The sequence below is a fragment of the Pseudomonas fluorescens genome, assembly GCF_902498065.1.
GTDB classification, from domain to species: domain Bacteria; phylum Pseudomonadota; class Gammaproteobacteria; order Pseudomonadales; family Pseudomonadaceae; genus Aquipseudomonas; species Aquipseudomonas fluorescens_BJ.
The window spans coordinates 1-13,180 of the sequence record NZ_CABVIR010000011.1; the positions used below are offsets into that span (position 1 = coordinate 1).

12 protein-coding genes are annotated in these 13,180 nt (G+C 57.6%); 4 read left to right on the forward strand and 8 right to left on the reverse strand.

Features of this window, described 5'->3' with window-relative positions:
* The 3 genes from F8N43_RS27575 to F8N43_RS27585 form a co-directional block, all read left to right on the forward strand.
* Positions 1 to 1,028, forward strand: a 1,028-nt coding sequence (locus F8N43_RS27575) for an RHS repeat domain-containing protein (protein ID WP_191630160.1), incomplete at its 5' end; no start/stop codon positions are given.
* An 8-nt stretch (positions 1,029 to 1,036) separates the two neighbouring features.
* Positions 1,037 to 1,447: a hypothetical protein gene (locus F8N43_RS27580; RefSeq protein WP_150654632.1), complete on the forward strand. Its 411-nt coding sequence runs from the start codon at positions 1,037 to 1,039 to the stop codon at positions 1,445 to 1,447.
* A 479-nt stretch (positions 1,448 to 1,926) separates the two neighbouring features.
* Positions 1,927 to 2,250 carry a hypothetical protein gene (locus tag F8N43_RS27585; protein ID WP_150654633.1) on the forward strand — a complete coding sequence of 108 codons (324 nt, stop codon included), beginning with the start codon at positions 1,927 to 1,929 and terminating at the stop codon, positions 2,248 to 2,250.
* A 128-nt stretch (positions 2,251 to 2,378) separates the two neighbouring features.
* On the opposite strand, the gene F8N43_RS27590 is transcribed toward F8N43_RS27585, so the two are convergent.
* Both F8N43_RS27590 and F8N43_RS27595 read right to left on the reverse strand, forming a co-directional pair.
* A complete protein-coding gene (locus F8N43_RS27590) occupies positions 2,379 to 4,169 on the reverse strand; it encodes a bifunctional diguanylate cyclase/phosphodiesterase (RefSeq protein WP_150632243.1) in 1,791 nt (596 codons plus the stop codon).
* A gap of 133 nt (positions 4,170 to 4,302) precedes the next feature.
* Positions 4,303 to 6,384: a carboxy terminal-processing peptidase gene (locus tag F8N43_RS27595; protein WP_191623703.1), complete on the reverse strand. Its 2,082-nt coding sequence runs from the start codon at positions 6,382 to 6,384 to the stop codon at positions 4,303 to 4,305.
* Between the two features lie 140 nt (positions 6,385 to 6,524).
* Here F8N43_RS27595 and F8N43_RS27600 point away from each other — a divergent pair, with 140 nt between their 5' ends.
* The gene (locus F8N43_RS27600) at positions 6,525 to 7,487 is read left to right on the forward strand and encodes a zinc-binding dehydrogenase (protein ID WP_150635973.1); all 963 of its coding nucleotides are present in this window, start codon (positions 6,525 to 6,527) and stop codon (positions 7,485 to 7,487) included.
* A gap of 110 nt (positions 7,488 to 7,597) precedes the next feature.
* Here the strand turns inward: F8N43_RS27600 and F8N43_RS27605 are convergent, their stop codons facing one another.
* The 6 genes from F8N43_RS27605 to F8N43_RS27630 form a co-directional block, all read right to left on the reverse strand.
* On the reverse strand, positions 7,598 to 8,251 hold the full coding sequence (locus F8N43_RS27605; RefSeq protein WP_150632240.1) for an HAD family hydrolase: 654 nt from the start codon (positions 8,249 to 8,251) through the stop codon (positions 7,598 to 7,600).
* A gap of 34 nt (positions 8,252 to 8,285) precedes the next feature.
* A complete protein-coding gene (locus F8N43_RS27610) occupies positions 8,286 to 9,275 on the reverse strand; it encodes an ABC transporter ATP-binding protein (RefSeq protein WP_150632239.1) in 990 nt (329 codons plus the stop codon).
* A complete protein-coding gene (locus F8N43_RS27615; protein WP_150632238.1) occupies positions 9,272 to 10,072 on the reverse strand; it encodes an ABC transporter permease in 801 nt (266 codons plus the stop codon). Before F8N43_RS27615 ends, F8N43_RS27610 begins: the two co-directional genes overlap by 4 nt.
* On the reverse strand, positions 10,059 to 10,895 hold the full coding sequence (locus tag F8N43_RS27620; protein ID WP_191623702.1) for an ABC transporter permease: 837 nt from the start codon (positions 10,893 to 10,895) through the stop codon (positions 10,059 to 10,061). Before F8N43_RS27620 ends, F8N43_RS27615 begins: the two co-directional genes overlap by 14 nt.
* A 5-nt stretch (positions 10,896 to 10,900) precedes the next feature.
* Positions 10,901 to 11,707: an alkaline phosphatase family protein gene (locus F8N43_RS27625; protein ID WP_150654634.1), complete on the reverse strand. Its 807-nt coding sequence runs from the start codon at positions 11,705 to 11,707 to the stop codon at positions 10,901 to 10,903.
* Between the two features lie 130 nt (positions 11,708 to 11,837).
* Entirely contained in the window at positions 11,838 to 12,902 is a 1,065-nt protein-coding gene (locus tag F8N43_RS27630) for an ABC transporter substrate-binding protein (RefSeq protein WP_150632235.1), read from the reverse strand.
* Positions 12,903 to 13,180: the final 278 nt, after the last annotated feature.

Here is a 13,180-nt window from a genome sequence, read left to right on the forward strand (position 1 = left end):
ATGCCTTCGGCCGCCGCATCGCCAAAACCGTCGACGACCACACCACCGAATTCTTCTGGCAGGGCGACAACCTCGTCGCCGAAAGCAGCCGCGAGCATTACCGCAGCTACGTCTACGAACCCGGCACCTTCCGCCCCCTCGCCATGCTCGACGGCAAAGGCCCGCGCAAGGCCTGCCCGTTTTACTACCAACTCGACCACCTCGGCACACCGCAGGAACTGACGGATTACGGCGGCGAAATTGTCTGGTCGGCGAAGTACAACGCCTACGGCAAAGTTACGCATCTGGCGTTTGGCGGGGGGGAGCAACTCGACCAACCGCTTCGATTCCAAGGCCAATACTTCGACAACGAGAGCGGCCTGCATTACAACCGGCATCGGTACTATGATCCGGAGGTGGGGCGGTACCTGACGCCGGATCCGGTGAAGCTGGCGGGTGGGCTGAATCAGTATCGGTATGCGCTGAATCCGACGGGGTGGGTTGATCCGTTGGGGTTGAGCGGGAATTGTCCGCCGCCGGATAAGCTTGGGTGTAGGGCGCCGGATGATGCATCTGGCGCTAAGGTTGATGAGGGTGAGCCTGAGTTACCGAGGCCTAAGTTAAGTGCTGCGGAGCTTTCCGAGAACGAAATTAGACGGTTGGATAAAAGCCAGGGCATGCATATGGTGGGGAAACATAGTCCAGCGGTACCAGATGCCAAATGGAAGCAGCGAGCTATTGATGGTACGGATCCCATAACTGGTAGAACTCCTAAAAATAAAATAGGTAACCCCAGTTCTCGATTTTACAGCTGGGAACTGATGCATAAGGCTTATATCCTCGGAACCACGAGAACTGAACAAGGACTACCTCGTTTTACAGGAAAGGATAATAGAGATAATGACATTGTTCGGATGGAGCTCCCCGGCGCAGGGGAAGGGTATAAGCCGAATTCAAAGTCGAAACAAAACCCGAAACTCGTTGAACTTAATGGGTTTGAAATGAAATTTGATAAATTTGGCGTGCCTTTCACGCTATATCCAAAGTAGGTAATACGATGCTTATTGATCCTGGAACTGAGCAGCCATATATTCCGACACCTTCATATTTTTTAGGATGTTTCGATATATATGATCGTGAGGAGACCCTCGGAGAAGAGCTTGAGAGATACGACCCTAATAATCCAATAGATCGGGAGGAGTTAATACTGAAGTACTGCCTAACCAACAAGCGATCCTATCGTCACAGATATTTGCTTTATAAATGTTTAGAGGAGAGCCTTCAGGACAAGAATTACGATTTTCAGGCATTGCTTGAACATGATCCTGAAGAGTATTCGTCTCTCCCCGATGGTTGGGACGAGATGAATTGTCCACGGTTATTTTTCGAAGACATCTTTCGCTTGGCGACTATTCAGTGGAAGGACGACCTCCACAAGGCCAGTCTTGAAGATCAATCAACCTGGTAAGACTTGTTATCTCTGAGACAGATAGATTTATGACCGCTTCGCGCTCAATTCGCGAGCAGGCTCGTTCCTACAGGGTTGGAGTCGTGCCCAAAATTTTGGCGGAATGCCTCCATTCTGTAGGAGCAAGGCTTGCCCGCGAAGGCGGTCTTACAGGCTGCGAAATTTCTGGGCAAGGTCGTCGGAAGTTTCCTTCAAGTTGTAGCGGTTTCCATGAACTGGTGCGCATCGGGCCACATCGATAGTCTCTAGCGGTCACTGCAAATTCAGTGACAGGGTGTGGAAGCCCTTCTATCGTTAGGCGCGTCAAGCGCCACCAGTTCGGCGTTTTTTATCGTCTGTGATTTATGGTGGCTGTGCGCGGGGCGCTTTCGAGTGCGCCGAGTGCCTAACGTCTCGGTCTTCCACACCTGCGTACAGCCGCCACCCATTGCGTGGAAGTGATTGTTGGCGGTCCAATTCATACGTTAGGAATCTGACTGATGACAACTCTTCACCCCGACCCACCCTACGAAAAGCCAGCCCCACCCCCCGAAAACCGCTTCATGGCGCTCACCAGCAACTGCGACGACATGCCCACGCTGTTCGTCGATACCCGCGCACCGCTTGATGTTTTGTACGACGCGGCCAGCTATCGAATCCGCGCCGTCACCCAAGTCATGGAAAACCTGTCGATGCGCGGCTCGATCGAATGTCAGTCGTTCATCCTCAGTGATTTCGCCTTGCTCTGCGCCATTCCGTTGCGGGATGGGTGTGATGTGCTGGATGTGTTGGGGCGGCGATTGAAAGCGCGGCGTTCGGAGTAGCGCCGATCGCTGTTGTGGCGAGGGAGCAAGCTCCCTCGCCACCAAGATCAAAAGATCAGAGCGTTCGGCAGCTACAGGGGAATCGCGTATATCTGAGCTGCCGAAGGCTGCGATCTTTTTTGTGATTATCAGCGCTGCCCGGTTAATAACGCCTCTTCGCTAGCTGGCACCGCCAAACTATCAATCACATGCACGCTATACCCCGGCACATTTTTCGCGTGATGTTTGGCCTGCGACGCCATCTCCGCCAACTGGCTCGCATCGAGTTGTCCGCAGGCCTGTGGATGCAAATGCACCACACCAATCGACAGCGATAACAACGGAAATTCCTGCCGCACACCCTGGCGGTTCGGGGCGATGAAGCAGCCGGCTTCCAGGTGTTCGGCGCGGTAGAAGCGTCGGCACTGACTTTGGAAATCGTCGAGCAACTGGGTCAGGCGTTTGCGCCAGTCTTCGGGGCCGAGCACCAGCAGAAAGTCATCACCGCCGATATGGCCGACGAAGTCGCGGGACGGGTCGACGCGATCATTCAGACATTGCGCCAGGCACAGCAGGACTTCGTCCCCGCGGCCGTAGCCGTAGATGTCGTTGAAGGGTTTGAAACTGTCGATGTCCACGTAGCAGATCACCGATTCCCGTTGCTGTTGCAGCAGGCGCGTCAGGCATTGCTGGATCGGTACATTGCCCGGCAGCAGGGTCAGCGGGTTGGCGTAGCGGGCCTGCTGGATCTTCAGTTCGGTAATCAGCTTCAGAACGTCGATCACCCGGCCCAACCCCAGATACCCGCCGTTCAGGGTAATGATGAAGTCCTCTTCAATGCGTTGTCGTGCGCGGCTGGTGATCAGCCGGCTGACCTGTTGCAGCGACTGGCTCATTTCGACGGCGAGAAAGTCATCGTTCATCAAGCGGCTGATGGGCTTGCGGGCGAACAGGTCGGTGGCAAAGGGTTTGAGCAGGGCGTCCGACAGCGAATGCCGATGGACAATGCCACAGGGGTGGCCTTGTTCATCAAGCACAGCCAGCGAGTTGAGGTTGGCTTGGCGACGGAAAGCTTCCAGTACCGTGGCAGTCGGCGTATTGCGCGCGACCGCTGGCTGATCGATCAAAAGAGCGCTGAGGTCGCTGCCTTCGTCGTTCAGCGCCACAGCGGAACTGTCCTGTTTGGGCATCAGGTTTCGCGCATCCCTTGGCGGATGTTCTTGAGGACGGCAGAGCAAGTAACCCTGAACCAGATCAACGCCCATATCGGTCAACACCGCGAGTTCCTCCGGCAGCTCGATACCTTCTGCAATCACTTGTGCCCGAGAGGCTTTGGCGATTTGCATGATGGAGCCTACAAATTCGCGCTTGAGTGCATCCTGATGGATACCGTCGATGAAGTGTCGATCGATCTTTACATAGTCAGGTCGCAGCTCAGACCACAGGCGCAGGCTCGAATAACCGGCGCCCAAATCATCCAGGGCAATGGAAAATCCCATCGCCCGATAGTGATGCAGCGCATTTTGCAACAGCTGGAAATCGTCGGTCGGCGTCTGTTCTGTCAGTTCGATGACCACCTGGCTGGGCGGTATGCCGAAATCCTGCAGCAGTTGCAGGGTGCGACCCGGTTGATGAGCCGCTTCAAGCAGCGATTCCGGTGACACGTTGAGAAAGAGTTTGCCCGGCAGCTTTTGTTCATTGAAGCGCCGGCAAGCGCTCTCACGGCAGGCAATTTCCAGCTCGTTCAAACGGCCAGCCTGGCGGGCGACGGCGAACAAGGCGATAGGCGAGTGCAGCGGGCTGTTGGAGGGGCCGCGGCTGAGCGCTTCGTATCCGACAATGCGTCGTTCAGAGAGCGAAATGATTGGCTGGAACAGGCTGTGCAAACCGCTTTGAGTCAGTATTGAACTCAATGCACTCAGCTGTTCGGTAGTGGTCATGGCAATCTCTGGCGAAAAAAAAAAGGACTGAGAGCCAAAGCTCTCAGTCCTTTATTTCACGACAGAATGATGACTGTTTGATGACGCTAAGGAAGAGTCAGCATTAAATTGCCATCATCTTGCACGTCACCACTCAGTGCTTGGCGACTGCGGTGTTGAGTTTCAGGTAGTCCAACAGAATGCGACCGGTTTCGCTCAGGTAGGCATCGTCTTCTGGTTTGGTCTTGTCCGGCTCGGCCGCCAGGGCATCTTCGTCTTCTTTTTTCAGCTCTTTGAGCGGTTCTTCGCCTTTGGCTTTGCGACGGATGTTTTCCATCGCCAGTTGCTTGGCTTCGATATCGCTGTGTTGCGCACGACGTTCAGCTTCATTGAGGCTGACGGTTTTTTCTGTCATCAGTTTCTGCGCCAGGGCCAATTTGTCGCGGATGAACACGAACTCCGCATCCTTGGTCGAACGTACGTCATGCTCGGACTTGAGCTGCGCAATGTACGGTTTGAACGGATCGATCGCAGGCTTGATGGCCGCGCGGATGGTGTCCCACGGCATGGCTTCCGGCAAGGCACTCTCGCCAATTTCCTTGGTGTCAATGATCGACGGGTAATCGATGTCCGGCAGTACGCCCTGATGCTGGGTGCTCTGCCCGGAAACCCGGTAGAACTTGGCCAGGGTCAGTTTCAGTTCGCCATGGTTCAGCGGCTGAATGGTCTGCACGGTGCCTTTGCCGAAGGTCTGGCCGCCAATGATCAGCGCGCGGTGGTAGTCCTGCATGGCGCCGGCAAAAATCTCCGAGGCCGAGGCGGACAAGCGGTTGACGAGCAACGCCATCGGGCCTTTGTAGAACGCGCCCGGGTTTTCATCTTCGAGCACATCGACCCGGCCATCGGCGTTACGCACGAGTACGGTCGGCCCCTTGTCAATGAACAGACTGGTCAGCTCGGTGGCTTCCTGCAAGGAACCGCCGCCGTTGTTGCGCAGGTCGATGACCACGCCGTCGACCTTGTCTTTCTGCAACTCGGTCAACAGTTTCTTGACGTCGCGCGTGGTGCTCTTGTAGTCCGGATCGCCGGCACGGAAGGCCTTGAAGTCGAGGTAGAAGGCCGGGATCTCGATGACGCCGAGCTTGTAGTCCTTGCCGTCCTGTTTCAGGTTGAGAACCGACTTCTTCACTGCCTGATCTTCAAGCTTCACCGCTTCGCGGGTGATCGGCACGATCTTGGTGGTCTGGTCGTTCGGCGCATTGCTGGCCGGGATGACCTCCAGGCGCACCACGGTGCCTTTCGGGCCACGGATCAGCTTGACCACTTCGTCCAGGCGCCAGCCAACCACGTCGACCATCTCTTTGTTGCCCTGGGCAACGCCGATGATCTTGTCGGCCGGTGCGACCTGCTTGGTCTTGTCGGCAGGGCCGGCAGGCACCAGGCGCACAACTTTCACCTGGTCGTTATCGCTCTGCAACACAGCGCCAATGCCTTCGAGGGACAGGCTCATGTTGATGTCGAAGTTTTCCGCATTATCCGGCGACAGATAGTTGGTGTGCGGGTCGTAGGACATGGCGAAGGTGTTGATGTACGCCTGGAAGATGTCTTCCGCGCGGGTCTGGTCCAGGCGAGCGAGCTGATTCTTGTAGCGCTTGGTCAGCGTTTCCTGAATCTGCTTGGGTTCTTTGCCCGCAATCTTCATCCGCAGTACTTCATCCTTGACGCGTTTGCGCCACAGGTCGTCGAGCTCTGCGGTGGACTTGAGCCAAGGAGCGTCCTTGCGGTCTATCAGCAAGGTTTCCTTGGCGGTGAAGTCGATCTTGTCGACGCCCTTGTTCAGCTCTGCAAGGGCAAAGTCCAGACGCGTTTTTACGCGGTCCAGGTAGCGCTTGTAGATGGTGAAACCGGCATTGAGGTCGCCGCTTTTGAGGAAGTCGTCGAACTGGGTTTTCCACTTGTCGAATTCGGCAATGTCGCTGGCCATGAAGTAGCTGCGCGACGGATCCAGCAGCTTGAGGTAGCTGTCGTAGATGATTACAGAGCGCGCGTCGTCGAGCGGCGGCTTGCTGTAATGGTGACGCTTGAGCAACTCGACGACATTCAGACTGGCGATCACTTCGTCACGATCTGGCTGAAGCTTGTCCCAGCTATTGGCTGCGAACGTATTGCTCGACATCGGCAGCAGGCCGATACCAATAAATAGGGCGAGGGCGGTGCTGGGGAACAGATGCTTCATGCTGATTCGACGCGGGGACAATTGATCACGCATATTAGGCCGTCTTTGAAGTCGCCGGTTCCACAAAGGGCCGGTCACATAATGCAAGAAAGCCCGGAGCTACAGCTACGGGCTCAGTCCAGACTCACTATGGAGGCACTGTGAAAGCATTGCAAGGCGTGGAAGGTCAAGTGGAGTGGCTTGAAGAGCCCAGTCCTACATGTGATGTAGGGCAAGTTCGCATTCGGGTAGCGGCAGCGGGCCTCAATCGCGCCGATTTGTTACAGAAGGCGGGACTTTATCCGCCACCGCCGGGGGCCAGTCAGGTACTGGGTCTGGAGTGTTCCGGGGTGATCAGCGAGGTCGGCCCTGGCTCGTCGTGGCAGGTCGGTGATCGGGTCTGTGCCTTGCTGGCCGGGGGCGGGATGGCCGAAGAGGTGGTTGTCGACGGACGGCATGTTCTACCGGTGCCCGAAGGATTGTCCCTGGTAGAGGCGGCAGCGCTACCCGAAGTCTATGCGACCGTTTGGCTGAATTTGTTTCAATTGGCCGCGCTCAAGCCGGGTGAGAAAGTTCTTCTGCACGCCGGAGCAAGTGGAATCGGTTCAGCTGCCATTCAGCTGTGCAAGGCGTTTGGCAACCCGTGCTGGGTCAGCGTCGGTTCTGCCGAGCGGCTGGCTTACTGCGAAGCGCTGGGTGCCCAGGGTGGCGTGGTACGCACCGACGAACTTGAAAGCTTGAGCGACCTGGGTCCGTTCGATGTGATTCTCGACCCGGTCGGCGGCAACTACGCTGCACTGAATCTGAAGCTGCTGGCCCGTGATGGCCGTTGGGTGCTGATCGGCTTGATGGGCGGCCGTGAGGCAAAACTGGATCTGGCGCAGGTACTGGCCAAACGTGCGCAGTTGCTGGGTTCGACCTTGCGCAACCGGGACGATCAGTTCAAGGCGGATCTGTTCAGTGATCTGAGCCAGCATGTCTGGCCGTTATTTGCCGAAGGGCGGTTGAGCCCGCAGTTGGCGAAGACCTTCCCGATCAAGGATGCCGAAGCGGCGTTTGCCGAGTTGGCGACGAACAAGGTGGCGGGGAAGTTGGTGTTGGTGATCGACGAAAGCCTTACTTGACAACACCGAACCTGTGGGAGCGGGCTTGCCCGCGATGAACGATGACGCAGCTATCACAGACATACCGCGTCGCCTGAATCGCGGACAAGTCCGCTCCCACCGGATCTGCGTTACTTCCAGCTATGGATCGGCCAGCCGGCTTTTTCGGCGTGCTCGAGCAGTACCGGATCAGGGTTCACCACGTGTGGGAAATCTACCTTCAGCAGCAGCGGCAAATCGTTGCGTGAATCCGAGTAGAAACTCGCGCCCTCCAGGTTTTCTTCTTCCGCATCCAGCCACTCCAGCAAGCGCGTGATCTTGCCTTCACGGTAGGTCAGCGTGCCGACGGTGTGGCCGCTATAAACCCCATGCAACACTTCCAGCTCGATGCCGAGAATCTCGTCGATGCCCAAACGGTCGGCAATCGGCCTGACCAGGTGCGTACCCGACGCCGAAATCACCAGAATCCGGTCGCCCGCCTTGCGGTGCGCGGCGATGGCTTTGGTGGCGTCGCTGAAGATGATCGGTTCGATGAAGTCTTCCACCCACGGGCCCACCAGATGGTCGACCTCTTCCGGCGTGCGTCCGATCATCGGCTCGAGGCTGAAGGTCATGTAGTCCTCCATGCGCAGCTTGCCGTGGCTGTAAGCGTCCATCAATTCGTTGTTCTGACGCATGAACGACTCGGGATCGACCCAGCCCAGCCGGCCCATCTGTTCGCTCCAGAGGGTGGCGCAGTCGCCGTGGATCAGGGTTTCGTCCAGATCAAAAATTGCCAGGGCCATCAGTGCAGTTCTCTCTTCAACATCAGCAAAGTCATCAGGCTACCTCACACAGGGCCGACGGATCGATGGAAAGCGCCAAGCGCTGACCATCGGGGTGCAGATCGGCCGCCGAGCGGTTGAGCACATCCACCACCAATTCCACGCCGCGAGCTTCAACCCGGTAGCGAATCACGTTGCCAAGCAGGCTATGGCTGCGCACTTGAGCGTCTAGCTCGCCATTCAGGCTCAGTTCGATGGCTTCCGGGCGAATCGCCAGGCGATGGGTGATTGGTCGTTGCAGCAGTTTCGTGGCGCTGTCGGCGTCCAGCAGGTTGTAGTTGCCGATGAAGCCGGCGGCAAAAACATCCACGGGCGCGGTGTACAGGGTTTCGGCGTCGCCGCTCTGTACGATTTTTCCTTGATTCATCAGGAAAATCCGGTCAGACATGGTCAGGGCTTCTTCCTGATCGTGTGTGACGAAGATCGTAGTCAGGCCGAGTTCGCGCTGGATCTGACGGATCTGTTCGCGCAAGTGCTTGCGAATCCGCGCATCGAGGGCCGACAGCGGTTCGTCCAGCAACAACAGACGTGGACGAGTCACCAATGAGCGGGCGAGGGCGACACGCTGACATTGACCGCCGGACAGTTGATGCGGATAGCGCGCAGCGAAATCGTTGAGTTCCACCAGTTGCAACACTTCGGCGACGCGCTTCTGGCTGTCGTCGCTGTTGACCTTCTGCATGCGCAAACCGAAGGCGACGTTCTGCTCCACGGTCATGTTGGGGAACAGCGCATAACTCTGGAAGACCATGCCGATGCCGCGCTTCTGCGGGCTCAGCGGTACGAGATCGTGGCCATCGAGCAGGATCTTGCCGCCATCTACCGACGTCAGCCCGGCGATGCAGCGCAGCAGCGTCGATTTACCGCAGCCGGACGGGCCGAGGAGGGTGACGAATTCACCCTTGCGGATTTCGCAGTTGATGTCGCTGAACACCGTGGTGCCCGCGTAGTTTTTCTGTAAGTGTTGGACGCTGACATAGCTCATTCGCTTTTGTCCTTGTTCAAGATATTGGCCGCCCAGGTCAGAACCAGCACAAAGAGGAAGTAGGAAATCACCACCGCACTGGTGAAGTGGCCGCTGCTGTTACGCATGTTGTTGAGGTAGACCTGCAGGGTTTCGTAACGGGTACCGACAAGGATATTGGCGAATACGAACTCTCCGAACAGGAACGAGAACGACAGCAGCAACGCCACCATCAAGCCCTTGCGCAGGTTCGGCAGTACGACCAGGAACGCAGCTTGCCAGGTGCTGGCGCCGAGGAGTTGAGCGGCGTCCATCAGGTCGTGCAGGTTGATGGCTTGCAGGTTATTGGTGATTGCCCGGTACATGAACGGCAGCGCCACGGTGAAATAGCAGCCGATCAGAATCCAGGGCGTGCCGACCATCGCGAGCGGCCCCGACCCGTAGAGCTGCAACAACCCCACCGATGACACCACCGGCGGCACCGCGAACGGCAGCAGGATCAGGATGTTCATCCACGCGTCGAGTTTCGGGAAGTGGTAATGCACCACGAACAGCAGCGGCAGAATCAGCACCACTGCCAGGATCAGCGAGCCGACGCAGACGAGCAGCGATTGGCCGAAAGCACTCAGGAAACGCGGATCGCTCCACAGCTCTACGTACCATTTGATGCTGAAACCGCTGGGCAGAATGGTTGCCGACCAACTGCTGGAAATCGAGTAGATAAACGTGCCGACCAGCGGCAGCAACAGAATGGCAAACAGCAGGTACACCACGACGCGGTGATACACACCGGCGGGGCCCAATTCAGCGCGAGACATGGTAGCTCCTCTTCAACAGCAGCTGATGCACGACGGTCACCAGGGTCATCAACGCCACCAGCACCACGGCCAGGGCACTGGCCAGGTTCGGGTCCAGGGAAATGTCGCCGGAGACCATCGCTGCAATACGGATCGTCAGCACGTTGAAGTTGCCGGTGGTCAGGGCATACACCGTGGCGTAGGCGCCGAGGGCGTTGGCCAGCAGGATCACGAACGTGCCGAGCAGCGCAGGCGTCAGCACCGGCAAACCGATGTGTCGCCAGAATTGCCAGCTGTTGGCGCCGAGCAGTTCGGCGGACTCACGCCAGTCTTCGCGCAGGGCGTCGAAGGCCGGGTAGAGCAGCAGCACGCCCAGGGGAATCTGGAAGTAGGTGTAGAGAATGATCAGCCCGGTTTTCGAGTACAGGTTGAAGTCCTCAATGATCCCGGCCTGCTTGAGCATGATGGTTATGCTGCCGTTGAAACCCAGCAGGATGATGAACGCGAAAGCCAACGGGACGCCGGAGAAATTGCTGGTCATGTTGGCGAAGGCGTTGACGAAGTTGCGCAGCTTCGAGTCGACCCGGCGCAGGGAGTAGGCGCCGAGTACGGCGATGATGATCCCGAACACACTGGACCAGAAACTGATCTCGAGGCTGTACTGGATCGCCTGCAGATAGAACTTCGAATTGAAGATCCGGGTGAAGTTGGCCAGGCCCCAGCCGAACTCTTCCGATTGCAGGCTGTTGATCATCACCCATACCAGCGGGGCGATCTCGAACACGATAAAGAACAGCGCGAAGGGCACCAGGCACAAGGCCGCCAGCCATTTGCCGCGAGTCATGGCATTCACTTGAGCAGCTCCCGGCACACTGGTTTGTCGTGGGTCACGCCCAGCAGTTCGCAGACAGTGCCGCAGATTTCGGTTTGTTTCGGTGCGGCGCTGGCGTTGAAGCTGAAGGCGTCGCCGAACACGAACAATGGAACTTCGCGCTCCTCTGGCAACAGGCCGTTGTGGGAGCGGTCGTTGTTCATGCCGTGGTCAGCGGTCACCAGCACCTGGTAACCGGCGTCGAGCCAGCCTTGCAGGTAGTCGGCGAGGATGATGTCCGCCGAGCGGGCGCTGTTGCGGTATTGCGGTGTGTCGAGGCCGTGCTTGTGTCCGGCGTCGTCGATATTCATGGGGTGCACCAGCAGGAAATTCGGCGCATGGCGCAGGCGCAGGTTTTCCGCGTCGGCGAACAGGTGCGAATCCGGGTAATGGTCGTTCCAGTAGAAATGTCCGTGCTGGATCGGCAATTCGGGGGCGTCGGTGTGACGGTCCCGGGCGGGCACGAACGGCGAGCGGTTATACAGCTCACTGACCCAGTGATAGGCCGCAGCGGCGGTTTTCAGTCCGGCGTCAGTCGCGTAGTGATAGATGCTGCGCTGATTGGACAGGCGCGAGACGTTGTTGTGGACGATGCCACTGTCGATCGGCGTGACGCCGGTCAGGATGCATTCATACAGCGGGCGGGACAGGGCCGGCAGTTCGCACTCCAGTTTGTAGAGCGCCGCGCGTCTTGCGCCAACATACGCCTGCAGGTGCCCCATGGCGTGGCGCGCAACTTCGTAACTGAGGCCGTCGAGCACGACAAGGATGACGTTGTGCTTCATAGGGGCGGAACTCCGCGAAACAGATGGATCGACAAAATCTGCAGGAGCCGGCTTGCTGGCGATCAAGGCACCGCGGTTCATCAGAGCACCGCGGTGATGCATCGCCAGCAAGCCGGCTCCTACACGGGTGTTACTTCATTTCGACGATGACTTCTTCGTTCCACTTCTGAGGAAGGGCCTTGGAAGTCTTTTCCCACGCGTCCGCGTCCTTGATCGGGGTCACGCCTTTGTACTGCTCGTTAGGCAGCAACTGAGCCTGAACATCGGCTGGCAATGTCAGGTGTTCGGCACGGATCGGACGAGCGTTGCCGCGCGCCAGGTTGATCTGGCCGGCGTCGCTGAAGATGTATTCGCGGGCCAGTTTGGCGGCGTTCGGGTGCTTGGCGTATTTGTTGATGATGGTGGTGTAACCGGAAATCACCGAGCCGTCGGAAGGAATCAGCACGGTGTAGTCATCCGGATTAGCCATCTTGGCCTTGTAGCTCAGGCCGTTGAAGTCCCAGACCACACCGACTTCGATCTCACCCTTTTCCATGGTGGCAATCGTCGGGTTGGCCATGGACAGGCGGCCTTGCTTGGCGATGTCGGCGAACAGCAACAGCGCCGGCTGAAGGTTCTTCTCATCGCCACCGTTGGCAAGGGCTGCCGCCAGGACGCCGTTGGCGGCTTGTGCGGCGGTGCTGACGTCACCGATGGAAACCTTGTATTTACCGGTCTTCAGATCAGCCCATTTGGTCGGGGCATCCGAACCATGCAGCAGCTTGTTGTTGATGATGAAGGCGATGGTGCCGGTGTAGGCCAGCGCCCAGTTGCCGTCCTTGTCTTTAGCCCAGCTCGGAATCTGATCCCAAGTGCTTGGCTTGTAAGGCTGGACAACGTCTTGCTTGACCGCAATCGGACCGAACGCTGCTCCGACGTCGCCGATGTCGGCCGTGGCGTTGTCTTTTTCAGCTTTGAACTTGGCGATTTCCTGGGCCGAGCTCATGTCGGTGTCGATGTGTTTCAGGCCGTAGTTCTTGGCGAGGTCATCCCAGGTGCCTTTCCAGTTGGCCCAGTTGTCGGGCATGCCGACACTGTTGACGGCACCTTCCGCTTTCGCCGCGGCTTCCAGGGTTTTCAAATCATCAGCCGCCATGGCGGCGGTGCACATGGCAATGGTCGAGCCTAACAGTGATGCCAGGAAAAGCTTTTTCATCCGAAGCTCCTTTGGGCGTTTTCAACGCTGCGATTGCGGTGGTGTTGGTCTAGGTCAGCAATACCTGAGCCAATCTAGGCGCCTCTGATGACATTTTGATGTCGACCAGCGGTCCTCCTCTATTTTTTGTGCAACAACGCTCAGGCTTCGGGATAAGCGTAGACCATGGCTAACGAGCTGATATAAAAGGACTTGGCCATGATATTGCAGGCACCTGACGGAACCGTTCGGCGCCTTTGTCATCTGTCAGTCATCTGCAGTGCCTAGGCTTGCAGACA